21 protein-coding genes and 1 riboswitch are annotated in these 21,321 nt (G+C 37.8%); of the genes, 20 read left to right on the forward strand and 1 reads right to left on the reverse strand.

Translation table 11 applies throughout. The features are described from left to right. Positions 1-247: 247 nt before the first annotated feature. The 19 genes from JOC86_RS13265 (at position 248) to JOC86_RS13355 (ending at position 19,080) form a co-directional block, all read left to right on the forward strand. On the forward strand, positions 248-1,273 hold the full coding sequence (locus tag JOC86_RS13265; protein WP_205173288.1) for a methionine ABC transporter ATP-binding protein: 1,026 nt from the start codon (positions 248-250) through the stop codon (positions 1,271-1,273). Further along, positions 1,266-1,934, forward strand: coding sequence for a methionine ABC transporter permease (locus tag JOC86_RS13270; RefSeq protein WP_205173289.1), 669 nt, complete (start codon positions 1,266-1,268; stop codon positions 1,932-1,934). Before JOC86_RS13265 ends, JOC86_RS13270 begins: the two co-directional genes overlap by 8 nt. A gap of 14 nt (positions 1,935-1,948) precedes the next feature. Next, entirely contained in the window at positions 1,949-2,779 is an 831-nt protein-coding gene (locus JOC86_RS13275) for a MetQ/NlpA family ABC transporter substrate-binding protein (RefSeq protein ID WP_205173290.1), read from the forward strand. Between the two features lie 263 nt (positions 2,780-3,042). Next, positions 3,043-3,408, forward strand: coding sequence for a carboxymuconolactone decarboxylase family protein (locus JOC86_RS13280; RefSeq protein ID WP_205173291.1), 366 nt, complete (start codon positions 3,043-3,045; stop codon positions 3,406-3,408). A 278-nt stretch (positions 3,409-3,686) separates the two neighbouring features. After that, a complete protein-coding gene (locus JOC86_RS13285; protein WP_205173538.1) occupies positions 3,687-3,845 on the forward strand; it encodes a YuzK family famiily protein in 159 nt (52 codons plus the stop codon). A 295-nt stretch (positions 3,846-4,140) separates the two neighbouring features. Further along, entirely contained in the window at positions 4,141-4,926 is a 786-nt protein-coding gene (gene sufC, locus JOC86_RS13290; RefSeq protein ID WP_205173292.1) for a Fe-S cluster assembly ATPase SufC, read from the forward strand. A gap of 17 nt (positions 4,927-4,943) precedes the next feature. Next, positions 4,944-6,254: a Fe-S cluster assembly protein SufD gene (sufD, locus tag JOC86_RS13295; RefSeq protein ID WP_205173293.1), complete on the forward strand. Its 1,311-nt coding sequence runs from the start codon at positions 4,944-4,946 to the stop codon at positions 6,252-6,254. Next, positions 6,254-7,483 carry a cysteine desulfurase gene (locus JOC86_RS13300; RefSeq protein ID WP_205173294.1) on the forward strand — a complete coding sequence of 410 codons (1,230 nt, stop codon included), beginning with the start codon at positions 6,254-6,256 and terminating at the stop codon, positions 7,481-7,483. Before sufD ends, JOC86_RS13300 begins: the two co-directional genes overlap by 1 nt. Beyond that, positions 7,473-7,907, forward strand: coding sequence for a Fe-S cluster assembly sulfur transfer protein SufU (sufU, locus tag JOC86_RS13305; protein WP_205173296.1), 435 nt, complete (start codon positions 7,473-7,475; stop codon positions 7,905-7,907). Before JOC86_RS13300 ends, sufU begins: the two co-directional genes overlap by 11 nt. 35 nt (positions 7,908-7,942) lie before the next feature. Then, positions 7,943-9,340, forward strand: a complete 1,398-nt coding sequence (gene sufB / locus JOC86_RS13310; RefSeq protein WP_205173298.1) for a Fe-S cluster assembly protein SufB — start codon at positions 7,943-7,945, stop codon at positions 9,338-9,340. Positions 9,341-9,593: 253 nt separating this feature from the next. After that, entirely contained in the window at positions 9,594-10,436 is an 843-nt protein-coding gene (locus JOC86_RS13315; RefSeq protein WP_205173300.1) for a DUF72 domain-containing protein, read from the forward strand. 25 nt (positions 10,437-10,461) lie between these two features. Continuing rightward, positions 10,462-11,283: a sulfite exporter TauE/SafE family protein gene (locus JOC86_RS13320; RefSeq protein WP_205173302.1), complete on the forward strand. Its 822-nt coding sequence runs from the start codon at positions 10,462-10,464 to the stop codon at positions 11,281-11,283. Between the two features lie 19 nt (positions 11,284-11,302). After that, entirely contained in the window at positions 11,303-12,667 is a 1,365-nt protein-coding gene (locus tag JOC86_RS13325) for a bifunctional metallophosphatase/5'-nucleotidase (protein WP_205173304.1), read from the forward strand. A 61-nt stretch (positions 12,668-12,728) separates the two neighbouring features. Then, the gene (locus JOC86_RS13330) at positions 12,729-13,031 is read left to right on the forward strand and encodes a YunC family protein (RefSeq protein ID WP_205173306.1); all 303 of its coding nucleotides are present in this window, start codon (positions 12,729-12,731) and stop codon (positions 13,029-13,031) included. A 246-nt stretch (positions 13,032-13,277) separates the two neighbouring features. Further along, positions 13,278-14,390: an HD-GYP domain-containing protein gene (locus JOC86_RS13335; protein ID WP_205173308.1), complete on the forward strand. Its 1,113-nt coding sequence runs from the start codon at positions 13,278-13,280 to the stop codon at positions 14,388-14,390. Between the two features lie 59 nt (positions 14,391-14,449). Further along, complete coding sequence (gene yunB / locus JOC86_RS13340) at positions 14,450-15,193, forward strand: sporulation protein YunB (RefSeq protein WP_205173310.1); 744 nt, start codon at positions 14,450-14,452, stop codon at positions 15,191-15,193. Positions 15,194-15,296: 103 nt separating this feature from the next. Continuing rightward, a riboswitch (Lysine riboswitch) is annotated at positions 15,297-15,479 on the forward strand. Positions 15,480-15,602: 123 nt separating this feature from the next. Continuing rightward, positions 15,603-17,171, forward strand: a complete 1,569-nt coding sequence (locus JOC86_RS13345) for a Na+/H+ antiporter NhaC family protein (protein ID WP_205173312.1) — start codon at positions 15,603-15,605, stop codon at positions 17,169-17,171. 282 nt (positions 17,172-17,453) lie between these two features. Further along, positions 17,454-18,980 (forward strand): sodium-dependent transporter, encoded by a 1,527-nt coding sequence (locus JOC86_RS13350; RefSeq protein WP_205173313.1) that lies wholly within the window; start codon positions 17,454-17,456, stop codon positions 18,978-18,980. 1 nt (position 18,981) lies between these two features. Then, entirely contained in the window at positions 18,982-19,080 is a 99-nt protein-coding gene (locus JOC86_RS13355; protein WP_205173315.1) for a methionine/alanine import family NSS transporter small subunit, read from the forward strand. Positions 19,081-19,115: 35 nt separating this feature from the next. Here the strand turns inward: JOC86_RS13355 and JOC86_RS13360 are convergent, their stop codons facing one another. Next, positions 19,116-20,108 carry a M23 family metallopeptidase gene (locus JOC86_RS13360; RefSeq protein WP_239587551.1) on the reverse strand — a complete coding sequence of 331 codons (993 nt, stop codon included), beginning with the start codon at positions 20,106-20,108 and terminating at the stop codon, positions 19,116-19,118. 273 nt (positions 20,109-20,381) lie between these two features. On the opposite strand from JOC86_RS13360, the gene lipA reads away from it, so the two are divergent. Next, positions 20,382-21,299: a lipoyl synthase gene (lipA, locus tag JOC86_RS13365; RefSeq protein WP_205173317.1), complete on the forward strand. Its 918-nt coding sequence runs from the start codon at positions 20,382-20,384 to the stop codon at positions 21,297-21,299. Positions 21,300-21,321: the final 22 nt, after the last annotated feature.

Here is a 21,321-nt window from a genome sequence, read left to right on the forward strand (position 1 = left end):
TTTTTGTAAAGGTTGTTTTCGCATAGATTGTTGCTTTTTTAACTAGAATTGAAACATGTAATATAAAGGTTTCGGGACTCTTTTCGTCAAAGCAATAACTGTTTCACTAGTATTGAAATAATTAAGAGGCATTAGCAACAGCAGTTTACGAAAAGTCTTGTAAAAAGAAAATTTAATCAGGCATCATTAGATACAAACATAATTCATACTATACAAATGTGTTTAGTTGGGGAGTAGGTGAAAGCATATGATAAAGATTTCAAATGTGAAAAAAGTGTTTGCTTCTAAATCAGGGACAATTCAAGCTGTTTCAGAAGTGAACTTAGATATACAAGATGGTGAGATTTTTGGAGTGATTGGCTATAGTGGTGCAGGTAAGAGTACATTAATACGGATGTTAAATGGACTTGAGGTTCCAACAGAAGGGTCGATTGATGTAAATGGTCAGCTTGTTTCACAAATTAAAGGTTCTAGGCTTCGTAAGGCGCGCCAAAGAATTAGCATGATCTTTCAACATTTTAATTTATTATGGTCAAGAACTGTTAGAGAAAATATCTCCTTTCCGCTAGAGATTGCTGGTGTTTCCAAAGTAGAGAGAAAAAGACGAGTCGAAGAACTTATTGAACTGGTTGGATTAGAGGGAAGAGGAGATGCCTATCCTTCTCAATTAAGTGGTGGGCAGAAGCAAAGGGTTGGAATTGCAAGAGCATTAGCAAATAATCCAGAAGTATTGCTTTGTGATGAGGCGACCTCTGCTCTTGATCCGCAAACAACTGATTCGATATTAGAACTTCTTGTGGATATTAACAAACGATTGGGATTAACAATTGTTTTAATTACACATGAGATGCATGTCATTCGAAAGATTTGTCATCGTGTAGCCGTAATGGAAGATGGTCGTGTGGTAGAAATAGGGAATGTTTTAGACATATTTAAATCACCACAACAAACCATTACTAAAAGATTTGTTGGAGAAGTTTCAGAGCCTGAAGAAACGAAAGAAACGATTGAGCATCTTCTCGAAACATACCCTAATGGTAAGGTGATCAAGCTAACGTTTGTAGGCGAATCAGCTGGTCAGCCAGTTGTAACCAGTTTAATTCGAAATTTTGAACTGGATGTAAATATTCTTCAAGGGAAAATATCTCAAACCCAAAATGGGGCATATGGCACCCTTTTCATACACGTAAATGGTTCTGAGGAAGAGGAGTATAAAGCAGTAGAGTTTCTAATAGAGCAGTCAGTCCAAGTGGAGGTGATGACACATGCTTGAGAACATCTTTCCGAATGTGGACTGGGAGAAAATGTGGGAAGCTACAGTTGAGACGATGTATATGACGGGAATGGCGGTAGTTATTACATTTGTTTTAGGAATCATTTTAGGATTAATACTCTTTTTAACATCTAAAAATAACATTTGGGAAAATCGAATCGTCTACATGATCACTAGTGCTGTAGTGAATGTATTTCGCTCGATTCCTTTTATCATATTAATTGTGTTACTTATTCCATTTACGAAATTTTTAATTGGTACCATTCGCGGAGCAAATGCAGCCTTACCAGCATTGATTATTGGAGCAGCACCTTTTTATGCACGAATGGTAGAGATTGCGCTAAGGGAAATAAACAAGGGAGTAATAGAAGCAGCGAAATCAATGGGAGCGAGAACCTCAACAATAATATGGAAGGTACTACTTCCCGAATCAATGCCAGCGCTGGTATCAGGACTTACTGTAACGGCGATTGCACTTGTTGGATTTACAGCAATGGCAGGTGTTATCGGAGCTGGTGGACTTGGAAATCTTGCATACCTAGATGGATTCCAACGTAGTCGGGATGACGTTACATTAGCCGCTACCATCATTATTTTAATTATCGTTTTTGCCATTCAGTTTATTGGAGATACCATTACAAAAATATTAGATAAACGTTAAAGGAGAGGTCAACTATGAAAAAGTGGATAGTAGGTTTATTAACAGCGACAAGTATTTTCGGTCTTGCAGCATGCGGTAATGGTGGAGACAGCGAGGGAAATACCGAGTCAAAAGAGATTACCGTAGGTGCTTCGAATGTTCCGCACGCTGAGATTTTAGAAAAGGCACAGCCCTTGATGGAGGATAAGGGATATGAATTAAATATTGAGCCATATCAAGATTATATTTTTCCTAATAAAGACTTGGCAAATGGCGATATTGACGCCAACTATTTCCAACATATTCCATATTTAGAATCGCAAAAAGAAGAGCATGGCTATGACTTTGTAAATGCAGGTGGAATTCATATTGAACCAATTGGTGTTTATTCAAAAAAGTATGATTCCCTAAAAGACCTTCCTGAAGGGGCTACAATCCTAATGAGTAACTCGGTAGCCGACCACGGTCGTATTTTATCTTTATTGGAAAAAGAAGGGTTAATCACATTAAAAGATGGTGTTGAAAAAACAAAAGCAACACTAGAGGATATTAAGGACAATCCAAAAAACATTCAGTTTGATTACGAATACGAAGCAGCATTACTCCCTGAGTACTTTAAAAACGGCGAAGGGGATGCTGTCCTTATTAACTCCAACTATGCAATTGACGCAGGAATCAACCCATTAGAAGATTCTATTGCAATTGAAAAGTCAGACTCACCTTACGTAAACGTCATTGCTGTTCAGAAGGGTGATGAAGATAACAAAGCAATCAAAGCACTAGTAGAAGTACTACGCTCAAAAGAAATCCAAGACTTCATCCTTGAAGAATGGGAAGGTGCAGTCGTACCAGTATCAGAAGAATAATAACAATGCTTTACTGCTTTAAACCACTGCGGGACGGTTCTCGAATGCGTTAATACATTAACGCGATCGAGAACCGTCCCTTACTCGTGCTCTATTCTCTATATCCCATCTCTTTTCTCCAGATTAATTTAAGAACTTTTAATTTAGCTTAGCCTTATTCCGACTAACAAAAGGGGATCTTCATTAATTGTTTTTTCATATTCAAATGATTTTAGGTCATACTAACGTTGATTTTTGAAAAAAAGAAATGGAGCTGATTAACAATGGAATTTGATCCTCAAAATTCTTCTGAAGAGATTCTTCACCATTATAAAGCTGGAATTGGTGTATTTACCGAAAAGATGCCGGGACTTGCAGAACATTTTAATTCTTTTGCAGAAGAGTGTTTCAAAGAAGGTGAATTGACCCAAAAAGAAAAACAGCTTATTGCCTTAGGGATTAGTTTATATTCTCAAGATGAGTACTGTATTGTCTATCATATAAAAGGGTGTTTAGATCAAGGATGTTCGGAACAAGAGATTTATGAAGCAGTTGGTGTTACTGCTGCCTTTGGTGGAGGAGCAACAATGAGCCAAGCAGTCACCCTTGTTCAAGAATGTGTACAGGAATTAAATCAGTTGAAACAGTAATTAATTTTTATAAGAAATAAAAAGTAGTGACAAGAGTTACTTCAATGATCCTTTCCAGCAGGGATGTCAGAATATTTAGTATATGGTCGGAATATTGTGAAAAACTAAGCGTCGGGGCCCCCACTATTTGTCAAGAACTTTATGGTCCTCAGAAGATGAAAAATCATTTTATATCGGTTTTGCTATAAGTTCATCATGGTAGTAACATTATAAATGTGTTAAAAATCTGAAAGGAATGATTAATTATTAACTCTCTTAATATGGAGTACACAAATGAAATGGAGAAAGCTATGCAAAGCGCCCATGGAATAGGTTACGAGGTGTACAAACGAAAGCATGAAATACGTATGCAAGTAGAACGGAGAAGAGAGAATGACTACATCCAAAGCAGAAGGTTAATTGCTGATCTTGATCGGAAGGTACATGCCCATTTATAATTGAACTTGATTACAAAGTAAATGCTGATATAATAATAAGGAAGAAAAAAGGAAAAACCAGTGTCTGCGTAACAGAACACTGGTTTTTCTTTTGAACCTAAAGAAAGGATTTGTTACATTCTTCCACTCATTTCAGTACATACTATAAGCGATTTATAGGTCTCTTGGAATAACCTTTTCACATGGTTGAAAGAGTTGCTTATAACTTTTATTTGTTATAAGATTGTAATGAGAATAAATTGAGAATGACTAACGAATTTTCAAAAACTTTTTATAAAGTCACGGAGGTATAAACATGGCAGGTTCAACACTAACTATTACAGATCTTCATGTTGAAATTGAAGGAAAAGAAATCCTTAAGGGAGTTAATCTAGAGGTAAAAGGTGGAGAAATCCACGCGATTATGGGTCCAAACGGAACAGGTAAATCAACTCTATCATCCGCGATTATGGGACACCCAAAATACGAAGTTACAAAAGGTAGCATTACATTTGATGGTAAAGATGTTCTTGAGATGGAAGTAGATGAGCGTGCACAAGTAGGTCTATTCCTTGCAATGCAATATCCAAGTGAAATCAGTGGTGTAACGAACGCAGATTTCTTACGTTCGGCTATTAACAGTCGTCGTGAAGAAGGACAAGAAATATCTCTTATGAAATTCATTCGTCAAATGGATTCTACAATGGAATTACTAGAAATGGATCAAGATATGGCACAACGTTACCTTAATGAAGGGTTCTCAGGTGGAGAAAAGAAACGTAATGAAATCCTTCAATTAATGATGCTTGAACCAAAAATTGCCATCCTTGACGAAATCGATTCTGGTCTTGATATCGATGCCCTTAAAGTAGTATCAAAAGGAATTAATGAAATGCGTGGAGAAGATTTTGGTTGCTTAATTATTACTCACTACCAACGTCTTCTAAACTACATTACTCCAGATAAAGTACATGTAATGATGCAAGGTAGAGTAGTTAAATCAGGTGGACCAGAGCTTGCTAAGCGTCTTGAAGCAGAAGGATATGACTGGATTAAAGAAGAGCTAGGTATTAAAGACGAAACTGTCGGCCAAGAAGCGTAAGTGTTAGGGGGATTAAAATGACTGTAGAAACGAAACTACCAGTAGATCAGGATTATGTCAGCTCCTTTTCAAAAGGACAGGGCGAGCCTGAGTGGTTCACTAAATTCCGTTCAGATGCTCTTACAAAAGCAGACGAACTTGGGCTCCCAAGACCTGATAAAACTAAAATAGATAAATGGAACTTTACTAATTTTAAAAACCATACAGTTGACAGTGCTGCCTATCAATCACTTGATGAACTTCCAGAAGCTGCAAAGGTACTGGTTGATTTAGAGAATAGAGATCATAACTTGTATGTCCAACGAAATAACTCACCTGCTTTTCTAGCTCTTTCAGATTCCCTAAAGGAGCAAGGAGTTATTTTTACAGATATCATCACTGCTGCTAAAGAACACAGTGATGTCCTTCAAAAATACTTCATGACAGACGGAGTAAAAGTAGATGAGCATAAGCTTACAGCTTTACACGCTGCACTTGTGAATGGCGGGGCTTTCTTATATGTTCCTAAAAATGTAGAAATCTCAGAACCGATTCAGGCTGTTTATGTTCACGATAACCCTGAGGCAACTCTTTTCAACCACGTGTTAGTCGTTGCAGAAGATAATAGTTCTGTTACCTATGTAGAGAACTATGTTTCTACTACAGATGTTGAAGAAGGAATTGTCAACATCGTAACAGAGGTTGTTGCAAATCAAAATGCTAAAGTGGCTTACGGTGCAGTTGATAACTTAGCTAGTGGTGTGACAACATATGTTAACCGTCGTGGAGTAGCGGGAAGAGATGCACGAATTGATTGGGCATTAGGTATGATGAACGATGGAGATACCATTTCAGAGAATGTTACAAACCTTGTCGGCGATGGTTCGATTGGCGATACAAAATCAGTAGTTGTTGGTCGTGGAAAACAAAAGCAAAACTTCACAACAAAAGTCGTACACTTTGGTAAAAATTCTGAAGGGTATATCCTAAAGCATGGAGTTATGAAAGATGAAGCTTCTTCTATTTTTAATGGAATTGGAAAAATCGAGCATGGTGCTACTAAATCTAATGCTGAGCAGGAATCCCGTGTATTAATGCTAAGTGAAAAAGCACGTGGAGATGCAAATCCAATTCTTTTAATCGATGAAGATGATGTTACTGCAGGACATGCTGCATCAGTTGGTCGCGTTGATCCACTCCAATTATACTACTTAATGAGCCGTGGAATTCCTAAGAAGGAAGCAGAGCGTCTGATCATTCATGGTTTCTTAGCTCCAGTTGTTAATCAATTACCAATTGAAGGAGTTAAAAAGCAGTTAGTAGACGTCATTGAAGGGAAAGTTAACTAATGGATGTAAGAGAGATTCGAAAACAGTTTCCGATTCTCGATCAAGAAGTCAACGGTCATCCATTAGTTTATTTAGACAGTGCGGCAACATCTCAGAAACCAATAAAGGTAATCGAAGCTCTCGATCAATACTATCGTCAATACAACTCAAATGTTCATCGAGGGGTTCATACTTTAGGTACAAGAGCTACTGATGGATATGAAGGTGCTAGGGAAAAAGTTCGTCAGTTTATTCATGCGAAATCAACAGAAGAAATCATTTTTACAAGAGGTACTACTACAGCTATTAACACAGTAGCGGCAAGCTTTGGTCGAGCAAATGTTGCAGAAGGCGATGAAATTGTCATCACCCATATGGAACACCATTCTAATATTATTCCTTGGCAGCAATTAGCAAAGGAAAAAGGTGCGACATTAAAGTATGTTCCACTCCAAGAGGATGGTACAATCTCTCTAGAAGATGTTAAAGCAACCGTTACATCTAATACAAAAATTGTTGCGATCATGATGGTATCCAATGTTTTAGGCACGATGAATCCCATTAAGGAAATTACTAAGGTTGCCCATGAAAATGGGGCAGTAATGGTCGTTGACGGTGCACAAGCTGCTCCGCATATGAAAGTAGATGTTCAAGACCTAGACTGTGATTTCTTTGCATTTTCCGGTCATAAAATGGGTGGCCCTACTGGAATTGGTGTTCTTTATGGCAAGAAACAACTGCTTGAAGTAATGGAACCCATTGAGTTTGGTGGAGAAATGATTGATTTTGTAGGATTATATGAATCAACATGGAAAGAGCTTCCTTGGAAATTTGAAGGAGGCACACCAATTATTGCAGGTGCTATTGGTTTAGGGGCGGCAATTGATTTTCTTGAAGACATTGGCCTTGACAACATTGAAGCTTATGAACATAAATTAGCAGCCTATGCTTTGGATAAACTATCTGAAATAGATGGAATGAAGATTTTTGGACCTAAAGATCCGTCTAAGCGCGCAGGATTAGTAACCTTTAATATTGATGATGTTCATCCTCATGACGTCGCAACTGTTCTTGATTCTGAGGGAATTGCGGTTCGTGCTGGACATCATTGTGCACAACCTCTCATGAAATGGCTAAAAGTATCAGCAACGGCTCGAGCAAGCTTTTATCTCTATAATACGGAAGAAGATATCGACAAGCTTGCTGCTGGCCTTGTTAAAACGAAGGAGTATTTCAGCGATGTCTTTTAATAACTTAGACCAATTATATCGCCAAGTAATCATGGATCATTACAAGAACCCCCGCAACAAAGGGTTGCTAGAAGATGGGAACTTGACTGTCGATATGAACAATCCCACCTGTGGGGACCGTATTCGCTTGACTTTGAAAGTGGAAGATGGAAAAGTTACGGATGCTAAGTTTGATGGTGAAGGCTGTTCGATCTCAATGGCATCTGCATCCATGATGACTCAAACGATCATTGGGAAAGATGTAGAGACAGCTTTAAACCTTTCTAAAATCTTTTCAGATATGATGCAAGGAAAAGATTATGATGATAACATTGACTTAGGTGATATTGAAGCACTGCAAGGTGTAGCCAAATTCCCAGCAAGGATTAAGTGTGCAACACTTGCTTGGAAGGCAATGGAAAAAGGAGTTAAGGAAGAATCTTAATCTTCCTTAGCTTCAATAAGAATGGAGGAATCAACATGGCTAAAAAGATGCCAGAAATCGGCGATTATAAATACGGATTTTCTGACAAAGACGTCTCTATATTCCGTTCTAAACGTGGATTAACGAAAGAGATTGTTGAAGAAATTTCTCGTATGAAGTCAGAGCCACAGTGGATGCTTGATTTCCGTTTAAAATCACTTGAGCATTTTTACAACATGTCAATGCCACAATGGGGCGGAGATCTAAATGCTCTTAATTTTGATGAAATCACGTATTATGTTAAACCATCTGAGAAATCCGAACGTTCTTGGGATGAAGTACCAGAAGAAATTAAACAAACTTTTGATAAATTAGGAATTCCTGAAGCAGAGCAAAAATATCTTGCTGGGGTTTCTGCACAGTATGAATCTGAGGTTGTATACCACAACATGCAAGAAGATCTTGAAGCACAAGGAATTGTCTTTAAAGATACAGATTCAGCACTTCGTGAAAATGAAGACCTTTTCCGTGAGCATTGGGCAAAAGTAGTCCCTGCAACGGATAACAAGTTTGCAGCCCTAAATTCAGCGGTATGGTCTGGTGGATCGTTTATTTATGTTCCAAAAGGAGTTAAAGTGGAAACCCCTTTACAAGCGTATTTCCGCATTAACTCAGAAAATATGGGACAATTTGAACGTACATTGATCATTGTTGATGAAGGTGCAAGCGTACACTATGTAGAAGGTTGTACGGCACCTGTTTATACAACGAATTCATTACACTCAGCTGTAGTAGAAATTATTATTAAGAAAGATGCCTACTGTCGTTATACAACCATCCAGAACTGGGCTAATAATGTATTTAACCTAGTTACGAAGCGTGCTGTTTGTGAAGCGAACGCAACAATGGAATGGGTAGACGGAAACATTGGTTCGAAGCTTACAATGAAATATCCAGCTGTCATCCTTAAAGGTGAAGGAGCACGTGGAATGACATTATCCATCGCTCTTGCTGGTAAAGGTCAACACCAGGATGCTGGGGCCAAAATGATTCATTTAGCACCAAATACTTCTTCGACAATCGTTTCTAAATCCATCTCTAAACAAGGTGGTAAAGTAACGTATCGCGGTATCGTTCATTTTGGACGTAAAGCAGAAGGAGCACGTTCAAACATTGAATGTGACACGCTCATCATGGATAACCAATCTACATCAGATACTATTCCTTATAATGAGATCTTAAATGATAATATCTCATTAGAGCACGAAGCGAAGGTTTCTAAAGTATCAGAAGAGCAGTTATTCTATCTAATGAGCCGTGGAATTTCCGAAGAAGAAGCAACAGAAATGATTGTTATGGGCTTTATCGAACCATTTACGAAAGAATTACCAATGGAATACGCAGTCGAAATGAACCGCCTTATCAAGTTCGAAATGGAAGGTTCAATCGGATAATCCATTTCAAAGATATAAACTTAGCCAAAACCCGTTCGAGCATGTTGCTCAAACGGGTTTTTATCATATTAAAGCAATGAGGGACGGTTCTCGAATGCGTTGCCGTATTAACGCATTCGAGAACCGTCCCGCGCTGATGCAGTGCGTTAGTGCGGTAATGAGGTTGAGCCAGCCAGAAGTTGTCCGTTATACGAAATAATTTATGGTATGTTAAAATGAGAGTGCTCATTGTAATTGGAAGAGGTGTGAATTCATGTTATATATCGGATTAACCGGTTGGGGAGATCATGACACATTATATACGAACCGTTCCTCAAAGGATAAATTAAAAGAGTATGGATCTCATTTTCCTACAGTTGAAGTGGATACTGCTTTTTATGCTGTTCAACCTATTCGAAACGCAGAAAAATGGGTGAGGGATACACCAGATGGGTTCCAATTTATTGTAAAAGCCTATCAAGGGATTACTGGCCATCAAAGAGGTGACATCCCGTTTTCATCTAGGGAAGAAATGTTTAAAGCGTTTAAAGAGTCACTGAAGCCTTACATAGAAGCGAACAAACTTGCGATGGTACTTCTACAATTTCCACCCTGGTTTGATTGTAAGAAATCCCATGTTGATTATATAAGGTATTGCAAAGAAATGCTGAATGGACTTCCTCTTGCTTTAGAGTTCCGTAATCAGTCATGGTTTAAATCGCACCTAAGAGATAAGACGATATTATTCATGAAAGAAGAAGGCTGGATCCATAGCATCTGTGATGAACCCCAAGTAGGAGAGGGCTCGATTCCTACAATTTTAGAGCCCACCCATCCAGATAAAACCCTTATTCGCTTTCATGGACGAAATGTTTATGGCTGGACAAAACCTAACGGAGAAAACTGGCGTGAAGTTCGATACCTCTATCGATATAATGAAGATGAGCTATTAGAATGGAAGCAGAAAATTACACAAATAATAGAAAAATCAAAAGACATTTACATCCTATTCAACAACAACTCTGGTGGCGATGCAGCAGATAATGCGAAGCAATTTATTGATATGTTAGACATTGAATATAAAAATCTTGCACCAAGACAGTTGGACTTATTTTGAATGGAGACATATTGGAGTTGACATAATGGAGTGGGTAGTACTCGTAATAATTGGTCTAACGGCAGGAACGATAGGTTCACTTGTGGGTCTAGGGGGAGGAATTATTGTGGTTCCTGCCCTGCTATACTTTGGCTCTTACACAGATTTTTTAAGTGAGATAACCCCACAGATAGCTGTTGGAACTTCACTAATCATCATGATCTTTACAGGTCTTTCTTCAACTTTATCGTATATTAAGCATAAAACAGTTGATTACAAAAGTGGTCTTATCTTTTTTGCTGGATCTGGACCGGGATCCATCATTGGAGCATGGGTCAATAAAGATTTAGATATGGATTCGTTTAACCTTTATTTAGGATTCTTCATTATTATCGTTGCGATTATTTTACTTATAAGAAACCGGTTAAAACCCATTGAGATTTTTCAACAAAGTCGTTATCAAAGGTCATTTAAAGACCCACAAGGCTATACCTATCGATATGGTTTCCCCCCGCTTTTGGGAGCAGGATTCGCATTTGTCGTTGGATTTACCTCGGGATTATTTGGAATTGGTGGAGGGTCATTGATGGTACCAGCGATGATCCTTATATTCTTATTTCCTCCGCATGTCGCAATAGCTACAAGCATGTTCATGGTATTTTTATCAGCATTGGTAAGCTCCACTACCCATGTGTTTTTAGGTAATATAAATTGGTTATATGCATTGGCTCTCATTCCAGGGGCTTGGTTTGGAGCGAAGCTTGGTTCATATTTTAATACAAAACTACATTCCAATACGTTAGTTCGTGTTCTAAGAATTATTTTGATTCTGGTTGGGCTTCGATTAATTTATCAAGGTCTCTTATAGATAGAAAAGGAGGCGGGGTATGAAGGAACTCATACATATCTATCATACAAATGATTTACACAGCCACTTTGAAAACTGGCCAAGAATCCGAGACTTTTTAAAAGAGAGGAAAAAATGGCATTGCGAAGAAGGAGATCCTGTCTTTTTATTTGATATTGGTGATCATGCAGATCGGTGGCATCCTTTTACAGAGGGAACCGAAGGGAAGGGAAATGTGACCCTGTTAAATGAAGCCGGCTATGACGCCATTACAATCGGAAACAATGAAGGGATTACATTTTCCTATAATGAGTTAGATTCCCTATACGATGACGCAGCTTTTGAAGTGATCGTTGGCAATTTACTTAATAAAAATATGAAAATTCCCCAATGGGCCGTTCCTTATAAAATTTATGAAACAAGCTCGGGTATGAAGATAGGGGTTGTGGCAGTAACCGCTTATTTTCCAGCTTTTTATCATCAACTTGGGTGGAATGTAACTCATCCTATTGACGAATTGAGAAATCAAATCGATAAAATTAAGGATGAAGTGAATGCTATTGTATTATTGTCCCATCTTGGGATTCGCGATGATGAGAGAATAGCAAAAGAATTTCCTGATATTGATGTAATCCTTGGAGCCCATACACATCATATACTTCATGATGGTAAAGAAATTCATGACACTCTTTTAGGAGCTGCAGGTAAATTTGGATATTATGTAGGACATGTTCAATTAGAAGTAGATACAGACAAACATATAGTGGTAGCAAAAAAAGCACAGCTATATGAACATCATGAATTAGACGAAGTAGATGGAGAAGAGTATGAGATTCAGAATTGGTTTCATAAAGGGGAAAAGCTTTTACAAGAACCCATTGTGAACCTGCCAGAGCCAATAAAAGTGGAATGGTTTAAATGGTCACCACTGCCCCAAATATTATGTGATGCATTATTAGAATGGTGTGCTGGGGATTGTGCTTTTCTTAACTCCGGACTTTTTCTTGATGGGTTGAAAAAAGGAAAAGTAACGAAATATGATCTCCATTCGATTTTGCCACATCCAATCAATCCCTGTGTTATTGAATTGCAAGGTTCTGAGTTAAAAGAAGTGGTAAAACAAACTTTTGATGAGGAATGGCCGCATATTCAGGTGAAAGGTCTTGGGTTTAGAGGGAAAATAATGGGTACCTTTGTTTATTCAGAAGTGACATTCAATGGTTCTACACAGGAAATGAACATTAAAGGAGAACCCCTGGATCCTAAAAAAATATATAAATTAGCAACGACAGATATGTTCACTTTCGGCCACTTCTTTCCAGAGTTATCGAGAGCAAAAAAAGAATATTTCATGCCTGAGTTCTTAAGAGATCTCCTCGCTTGGAAATTAAAACAATCTTTCTAAACGAATCATTCACCTTATCCCTCTTTTACTCATAAAAATATGAGTAGAGGAGAGGATGAATATGATGAATCTGTCGCCTTTAGAAATAGGGGGACATACTTTTCTTGCCATCTCGGTCGAGCTACCTAAAACCAATCTGCTCGTAGTTTCGAGCGATAAAGGATATATTATGTGTGGTGCATTAGATGTCGGACTTCTAAATGAAAAGCTGAAGGACCGAAAAATAATCGCTGGCCGTGCAGTAGGAGTTAAAACCATTGATCAGCTCCTAGAAGCACCACTCGAATCGATCACGCTAGAAGCTGAACAGCTCGGAATTACAAAAGGAATGATTGGGAAAGACGCATTGTTAAAAATGATATAACCTCTCATTACAAGCCCCCTTTTAAAGGGGGTTCTTTTGTTGGAGTTGAAAATGGAAAGTGATTGAGTAGATAGTGTGCCAGGTATAATAGAAAGGGAATGTATCAGGCGCCACGCTTTCTTTCTATTCATCTGGGAATATTTACGTTTTACAAAGTTTTTTATCTTGAAATGTCATTTCTATACATTATAATGGAGGTACTAGTAATTTTTGTCGAAAAATGAAGGAATTACATAGGAGAATTTGATGAGGCTGATATCAACGAGGACTTTAAAACCAGGAATGATCCTGGCAACAACTGTATATAATGGTCAAGGTCAAGCTCTTATTCAAGAGAAGGTTTCTATTACTGAGAGAATGATACGAAGACTGAAGGAGCTTGAGGTCCAGTATGTTTATATTGAAGATCGTCTTTCATCTGGAATTAAGGTAAAAGAGGCAGTTCCTTATGCAGTAAGGCAGGAAGCTGTTAACACGATAGAAGAGACATTTAGGAAGATCAACAATCATCAATTATCGATTAACGCAGTAGCGCTAGAGAAGAGTGCTGATGAATTTAAAGTAATTATTGATACGGTTTTGAAAGAAATCAAACTCAATGATGAGTTAATAACGATTTTAACAGATGTGTTTACCTATGATTCTTATATTGTTCATCATTCTTTTAATGTAACCATCTATACGTTAGCGATCGGAATGGAATTAAAACTTCCCCCTAAGCAGCTTGAAATGTTAGGATTAGGGGCGATTCTTCATGATATCGGGAAGATGCTTGTTCCAGAAGATATTCTCATGAAGCCAGATAAACTAACGATTGATGAATTTTCTGAAGTGAAGAAACACTCTCAACACGGGTTTAATATTCTGAGACAATTACACAGTGTTTCTCTCATTGTAGCCCACTGCGCATTTCAGCATCATGAACGCTTAGATGGGTCCGGGTATCCACGAGGAATCAAGGGAGAGGATATTCATCCGTTTGCTAAGATTATTGCGGTTGCCGATGTGTTTGATGCAATGACTTCAAACAGGGTATATCGCCGCGCTATGCTTCCCCATGAAGCTCTTGAGGTACTGTATGCTGGAGCGGGAACACTTTTTGATAAAAATGTTGTCGAAGCTTTTCGTCATTCTGTAGCTATTTATCCTAATGGGTTGGTGGTAATACTGAGTGACGGGAGAAAGGGAATTGTGAGCAAGCAAAATAAAGGTTTAGCAGACCGCCCTGTTCTGCGAATCATTGAAGAAAATCAAATTGAGCTGCTAACCCCTTATGAATTAGATCTAAAAACAAATCTTGACTTGGTCATTCATGATTTTGATGCCGAATACGAAAGTAATTTAACAAATGTGAATTAAATTTTTTAGGCTAATCCCTACTTTACGAGCATACACATAGCTTGTAAGGGGGGATTTTTTTGATCAGAATAAAAAAATACAAACCCCGAAGAGGACCGTTGCCTTTTCGATATGTGTTCTTACTTAGCTTTGTATTTTTTATGTTTTCGACAGCGGGGAGTTTATGGTTGATCAATGCAGGTATCAAACCAACATTAACAGCATTCGCAGAGACACAAACAAAACAAATCGCCACTAAAGTGATTAACAAAGCTATTACCAAAAAAATAGCTAACGGAATTGATGTAGAAAATTTAATTAAAGAGGATTCGTCAGATGATGCTCAATATAATGCTGAAATCATAAATAGGATCCAATCTGAAATAACGAATCTAGTACAATTGAATATAAAGGAAGCAGAACGTGGAAATCTACAAGAGTTAGAATTTTTAACGGATGTTGAAATTAACGAAGAGGAAACGGGGAAGTCTGATGGAATTGTATTTTCTGTGCCTTTAGGGCAAGCAACGAATAACGCATTATTAGCAAATCTTGGACCACAAATCCCTATTCGTTTTAATGCAATCGGTGCTGTTCAAACTGATTTGAAAACAAATGTGGAAGATTTCGGTATTAATAATGCGCTTGTGAAGGTTTATGTTCACCTTAAAGTAGATATTAAAATCATTATACCATTTGAAACCAAAACAACTACAATCGAACAGGATATTCTTGTTGCAATGAAAGAATTTAAAGGAGATGTCCCGCAGTTTTATAATAATGGCGGAGAAGCATCACCTTCAATTGAAGTACCAGTTGATTGATCCTTTCAGTCATTACCATAAAAAAATAGTTGTCAAAATGTGAACAACTTGTTATATTTATAAAAGATTAAAATATAATAAAATAATCCTTATCATCAAAATCCGATGGGGTAGAGGCTGCATAGTTCATCAGTATTCTTTGGGAGAATGACACCAATGAACAGAGAAGAAAGGGAACATATGCCGAAGTATTAGCGGGTTCGTCAAAATCCTCTTTACTGGGGTTACCTTGAACAAAGGTAACACTGTCATTATGGAGCATTCATAATGGGGAGCTACAGATCGTGATGGAGAAAATAACTGCATTACTAAAAGGTAATGATAGGTATTCTCTATCGTTGCCTTTTTTATTTTTGTCCTCTGTCATGCTAAGAATGTTCCCCCCTATCAAAATTAGGAGGAGGAAAACATGGAAAACACTATCTACTCATTAATACCACCCCTTTTAGCCATTTTAATGGTGATTCTGACAAGAAGAGTGCTTCTTTCGTTAGGAGCAGGAATTGTTGCTGCGGCCCTTTTGCTGGCTGAATTTTCACTTACAAAAACCTTCACGATCATTTGGGATGCTGTAAAAGGCATTTTTGTTGCTGATGGTGCTCTCAATACCTGGAATGTTTATATTATTTTATTCCTTTTATTGCTTGGGGTCATCACAGCTTTTGTTAATATTTCTGGCGGAAGTCGTGCATTTGGAGAGTGGGCAATCAAACGAGTAAAAACTAGAGCGGGTGCTCAAATCATGACGGCGATTCTAGGTATAATAATTTTTATCGATGATTATTTCAATGCACTAGCCGTTGGACAAGTATCACGCCCAATTACGGATCGTCATCGCATTTCTCGTGCTAAACTAGCTTATATCATTGATTCAACATCTGCCCCGATCTGTGTCGTATCACCCATTTCAAGTTGGGGAGCTTATATTATTGGGATCGTAGGAACCATATTAGCCACACATCAGATTACTGAGTACTCTCCGTTTTCTGCTTTCATTCAAATGATTCCGATGAATATGTATGTATGGGCAACGATTATTATCGTGTTTATAGTTTCAATAAAAGGAATCGAATTTGGTCAAATGAAGAAGCATGAAGAAAAAGCGATTGAAACTGGGGAAGTATATGATTCTACTAAAGATATTCCTGGTGAGTTAAAAAATGATTTACCGGTAAGTGATAAAGGAACGGTCGGAGATCTAATCTGGCCAATCATCGCACTTGTTGTAGGTACGGTTGGATCAATGCTGTACACTGGATATCAAGCTGTTGGAAAGTTTTCTTTACTTGCTATTTTTGAAAATACGGATGTTGCCGCTTCTCTTCTTTATGGAGGATTAATCGGATTAATTGTATCTATCATTTTCTTCGCCATTCAAGTATCGAAAAAAGGTGTGGAAGGAAAAGCCTTTGGTACTGGCTTGATTGAGGGAGTTAAATCAATGCTTCCAGCTGTTTATATTTTATTATTTGCATGGGTGATTGTCACCTTGATTGATTCGCTGGGAACAGGAGCCTATCTAGCAGGATTAGTGGAACGCTCTAATCTTAATACAGGATTCTTACCAGTTATCCTCTTTATTGTCGCAGGAATTATGGCGTTTTCAACTGGTACATCCTGGGGGTCATTTGGAATTTTACTACCGATTGCTGGTGAAATTGCCGCTACTACGGATGTAGCCATTCTGCTTCCTGCTATGGCTGCTGTATTGGCTGGATCGGTATTCGGAGATCATTGTTCACCAATTTCTGATACGACGATAATGTCTTCAACTGGAGCGGGAAGTAACCATATAGATCATGTAGTGACACAGCTACCTTATGCTATCACAGGAGCTATCATTGCATCGGTTGGATTCTTACTTTTAGGGTTAACAGAAAGTACACTTATTAGCTTAGCAGCAGTCATCATCATTTTGATTTTGTTTGCCGTATTTGGAAAAAGGAAACAAGTGCCATCACAATCGTATTCACAGTAATTATGTTAAAGACAAAGCCTCATTTGGGCTTTGTCTTTTTTCTAGTCCAAAAGCAAATTTCCTTATAACAAAAATAAAGAAACTTATCATTGTTAGTGCTTTTTTTACTTCATTTTCAAATTAAGGATATAAGTAAATAGTCCTTATTAAATTAATTATTTTTATTTTTAATAATACTTTGACAATTGTCCTAGAAGTAGCTATACTATGTTTAGATTATGTTAAATAATCAGAAAATACAAAAAGTTTCCACAACTATGGAAATAATAGGGGGTAAAACAAATGGAAAATCGTGCCCAATGGGGAACACGTGCAGGCTTTATTTTAGCTGCTGTCGGGTCAGCTATTGGTTTGGGAAATATTTGGCGGTTTCCTGCAGTAGCTTATGAAAACGGTGGAGGAGCTTTCTTTATACCTTATCTATTTGCTTTGCTAACTGCCGGAATTCCAATTCTAATAATGGAGTTTACATTAGGTCATAAGTATCGAGGTTCAGCCCCTTTATCCTTCTTTAGAATGAGTAAAAAAACAGAGTGGATCGGGTGGTGGGGAGTATTTGTTTCATTTGTTATCTCCACCTACTATGCGGTTATTATTGCTTGGGCTATATCCTATAGCTACTTTTCATTTAACCTGAGCTGGGGTTCAGATACTGAGGGGTTCTTATTTAATGATTATTTGAATCTTACAGTATCACCTGGTGAAGCTGGTAGCCTTGTTCCAGGAGTACTCATTCCACTTGTTCTTGTATGGATTGTCACCTTAGGGGTTCTTTTCAAAGGGGTCAAAAAAGGGATTGAAAGAGCAAATAAAATCTTCATTCCAACCTTGGTAGTTTTATTTCTAATAATAGTAGTTCGTGCTCTAACACTTCCAGGAGCACTAGATGGTTTAGATAATTTCTTTAAACCGAATTTTGATGCTTTAACATCTCCTTCGGTATGGGTAGCAGCATATGGACAAATTTTCTTTAGTTTATCGGTTTGCTTTGCAATTATGATTACTTATTCTAGTTATTTACCTAAAAAATCAGATATAACAAACAATGCCTTTATCACTGGTTTTAGTAACTCTGGATTTGAGTTATTAGCTGGTATTGGTGTATTTGCTGCTTTAGGTTTTATGGCTAATCAAGCAGGTGTACCAGTAAGTGAAGTAGTGAGCGGTGGAGTGGGGTTAGCATTTGTTGTTTTCCCACAAATAATAAATGAGTTTCCAGCTCTTAATGGATTGTTCGGGTTCTTATTCTTCGCTTCACTTGTCCTTGCCGGCTTATCTTCTTTGATTTCGATTTCAGAGACATATGTTGCTGGGATTTCAGAGAAGTTAGGACTTTCGCGTACTAAAGCGGTAGCTGTTGGTGGAGGACTTGCAGCTTTGATTTCATTATTATTTGCAACTCAAGGCGGCTTATTCTTCCTTGATGCAGCTGATTATTTTATTAATCAGTTCGGGGTAGCATTCGTAGGACTTGTCGAAGTTGTGGCTATTGCTTGGTTCTTACGTAAACTAAGTAACCTGCAAACACATGCCAATGAAATTTCGGATATCCCTCTTGGCGGATGGTGGAAAGCATGTTTAGGCGTAATCACGCCGCTCGTCTTGGGTTATATGATGTTTGGACTTTTCAAACAAAACTTACTTAAAGAATTTGAGACTGAGACAGGTAACTATGAAGGCTACAGTGATAGCTTTATCCTATACGGAGGCTGGTTTGTTGCTGGCTTTGCATTATTAGCAGGTATCCTAATTGTCTTCAAACGCTGGAATGCGAAAACAGAAGCTGATAGCTACAAGGAGGTAAGCTAATATGTCTGGTAGTGCGATTGTTATGATGATTGTAGGGATGTTAGTAATTTGGGGAGGATTAGCAGTAAGTATAGCTAATGCCGTAAAAAAATCTAAATAATACAAAAGGGATGCCCAATGGTTAGGGCATCCCTTTTATCTATTCTTTCTATCTTGCCTTTCCCAAATTTTTAAGTAAGGGTAGGGATCAAATGACCATTCTGTTCTACCATTGTCTTTATACATTCCATAGTGAAGATGGGGAGGGAATTTTCCAGAAGTTCCTGGAGGTCCATACCCTGAACTTCCGACTCCTCCAATTTTCATACCTGGTTCTACTGTTTGCCCAAGCTTCAATTCTTTACTGAAACCGCTTAAATGAGCAAAATAATGATAAGTATTATTGATATCCCTTATTCCAATTCTCCATCCACCGTAACGATTCCAGCCTTTCATTTCAACAATTCCATAGCAGGTTGATCGAACAGGGACGCCATAATCTGCAAAGATGTCAGTTCCTTCATGAATTCTTCTTCCTCCCCAACCACGTGCATCTCCCCAGGTATTGTTATAGCTAAAGTTATGGCCTAATGGCAAAGGGAAGGTTTTCTGATTGAGATCTAATTTTCCGTAAGTTTTATATAATTTTGCTTTTCCCATGATGATACTAACGGTTTTATCCCGTTTATAATGCTTCCATAGAGCAATTCGAAAGTTATCATCATAGACTCCAAATTGTAAGAGATAGTCAGCAAATGTAGCTAGGATATCCTCGTCATTTAATCGATCGGCTTTTCCATCCCCATTTCCATCTTTCCCAACCCCATTAAATAAGGCAATTGATCCTTTATTTTGGTCATCCTGATTAGGGTTCTCTGCTCCGCTCCATTCCTCTGTTGTGTAGCGAATGGAAATAACTCCTTTAGGTTCAGGGATGTCTTTACGAGATAAGCGTAAACTTCTTTCATATTGATCAACAGCTGCAAGGTAATACCATGGTATTTGTGTTGCTGCCTCCATTTTTTGAAAAAGCTCCATCCGTTTTTTTAACATTTCTTCGTCTGAAATTTTTTGTTCTGCAAATATAGATGAAGGTTTTATAATTATAGCGGTTAATAAACAAAGTATGAAAAACCATTTTTTAAACAAATGCTACCATCCTTTCAAGAAGACCTATCATTATTTTGTAACAGCACCGGAAATTCATTAATATCAATAAATGGAAATAATATTTGGCAATATTGAATGCTTGTTTTCATTTTTTTAGTATGATAAAGTGACTAGAGAAGTTTTTTTGAAGATCAAGGACTATTTACATAGAAATGCATATAGATTTCCCCAGATGACTGTAAATGGAACTGGGATGAAAGCGTTTCACTCTATTTGCTTTACTAATGAAAATCAAGGAATGGAGATGAAATTATGAGTAAAAAAGAAGAACATATTCGTAAGCCGGATTGGCTCAAAATAAAACTCAATACCAATGATAATTATATGGGCCTTAAGAAAATGATGAGAGAAAACAATCTTCACACAGTTTGTGAAGAAGCAAGATGCCCAAATATTCATGAGTGCTGGGGAACGAGAAGAACAGCTACTTTTATGATTCTCGGAGATGTTTGTACAAGAGCTTGTCGCTTTTGTGCTGTAAAGACAGGACTTCCTAATGAGTTAGATTTGAAAGAGCCAGAACGAGTAGCCGATTCCGTTCAACTTATGAACTTAAAACATGTGGTAGTAACTGCTGTTGCTCGTGACGATTTAAAAGATGGTGGATCTCAAGTATTTGCCGAAACTGTGCGTGCGATCCGTCGCAAAAATCCATTTACAACGATTGAAGTTCTACCTTCTGATATGGGAGGGGTTTTTGATAACATTAAAACGTTAATGGACGCCAAACCTGATATTATGAATTATAATGTTGAAACCGTGCGTCGTTTGACTCCAAGAGTTCGTGCCCGTGCTACATATGATCGTACACTAGAGTTCTTAAGTCGAGCCAAAGATCTACAACCAGATATTCCTACGAAATCAAGTATCATGGTTGGATTAGGTGAAACAAAAGAAGAAATCATTGAAACAATGGACGATCTACGTGCAAGCAACGTTGATATTATGGCTATCGGTCAATATTTACAACCAACCAAAAAACACTTAAAAGTGCAAAAATACTATCATCCAGATGAATTTGCTGAATTAAGAAAAATTGCGATTGAAAAAGGCTTTAGTCATTGTGAAGCTGGTCCGCTCGTTCGATCTTCTTACCATGCAGATGAGCAGGTAAATGCAGCAGCGAAAGCGAAGCAAGCACAAGGTGAAAAAGAAGCCCAAAACGCATAAAACGAAATTTCATCTAAAGTAA

Origin of the sequence: Rossellomorea pakistanensis (assembly GCF_016908495.1) — a bacterium.
In the GTDB taxonomy this organism is placed as follows: Bacteria; Bacillota; Bacilli; order Bacillales; family Bacillaceae_B; genus Rossellomorea; species Rossellomorea pakistanensis.

Coding starts and splice junctions, on each gene's coding strand:
- JOC86_RS13265 (WP_205173288.1), top strand. CDS start 248: ATGATAAAGATTTCAAATGTGAAAAAAGTGTTTGCTTCTAAATCAGGG.
- JOC86_RS13270 (WP_205173289.1), top strand. CDS start 1,266: ATGCTTGAGAACATCTTTCCGAATGTGGACTGGGAGAAAATGTGGGAA.
- JOC86_RS13275 (WP_205173290.1), top strand. CDS start 1,949: ATGAAAAAGTGGATAGTAGGTTTATTAACAGCGACAAGTATTTTCGGT.
- JOC86_RS13280 (WP_205173291.1), top strand. CDS start 3,043: ATGGAATTTGATCCTCAAAATTCTTCTGAAGAGATTCTTCACCATTAT.
- JOC86_RS13285 (WP_205173538.1), top strand. CDS start 3,687: ATGGAGAAAGCTATGCAAAGCGCCCATGGAATAGGTTACGAGGTGTAC.
- sufC (WP_205173292.1), top strand. CDS start 4,141: ATGGCAGGTTCAACACTAACTATTACAGATCTTCATGTTGAAATTGAA.
- sufD (WP_205173293.1), top strand. CDS start 4,944: ATGACTGTAGAAACGAAACTACCAGTAGATCAGGATTATGTCAGCTCC.
- JOC86_RS13300 (WP_205173294.1), top strand. CDS start 6,254: ATGGATGTAAGAGAGATTCGAAAACAGTTTCCGATTCTCGATCAAGAA.
- sufU (WP_205173296.1), top strand. CDS start 7,473: ATGTCTTTTAATAACTTAGACCAATTATATCGCCAAGTAATCATGGAT.
- sufB (WP_205173298.1), top strand. CDS start 7,943: ATGGCTAAAAAGATGCCAGAAATCGGCGATTATAAATACGGATTTTCT.
- JOC86_RS13315 (WP_205173300.1), top strand. CDS start 9,594: ATGTTATATATCGGATTAACCGGTTGGGGAGATCATGACACATTATAT.
- JOC86_RS13320 (WP_205173302.1), top strand. CDS start 10,462: ATGGAGTGGGTAGTACTCGTAATAATTGGTCTAACGGCAGGAACGATA.
- JOC86_RS13325 (WP_205173304.1), top strand. CDS start 11,303: ATGAAGGAACTCATACATATCTATCATACAAATGATTTACACAGCCAC.
- JOC86_RS13330 (WP_205173306.1), top strand. CDS start 12,729: ATGATGAATCTGTCGCCTTTAGAAATAGGGGGACATACTTTTCTTGCC.
- JOC86_RS13335 (WP_205173308.1), top strand. CDS start 13,278: ATGAGGCTGATATCAACGAGGACTTTAAAACCAGGAATGATCCTGGCA.
- JOC86_RS13345 (WP_205173312.1), top strand. CDS start 15,603: ATGGAAAACACTATCTACTCATTAATACCACCCCTTTTAGCCATTTTA.
- JOC86_RS13350 (WP_205173313.1), top strand. CDS start 17,454: ATGGAAAATCGTGCCCAATGGGGAACACGTGCAGGCTTTATTTTAGCT.
- JOC86_RS13355 (WP_205173315.1), top strand. CDS start 18,982: ATGTCTGGTAGTGCGATTGTTATGATGATTGTAGGGATGTTAGTAATT.
- lipA (WP_205173317.1), top strand. CDS start 20,382: ATGAGTAAAAAAGAAGAACATATTCGTAAGCCGGATTGGCTCAAAATA.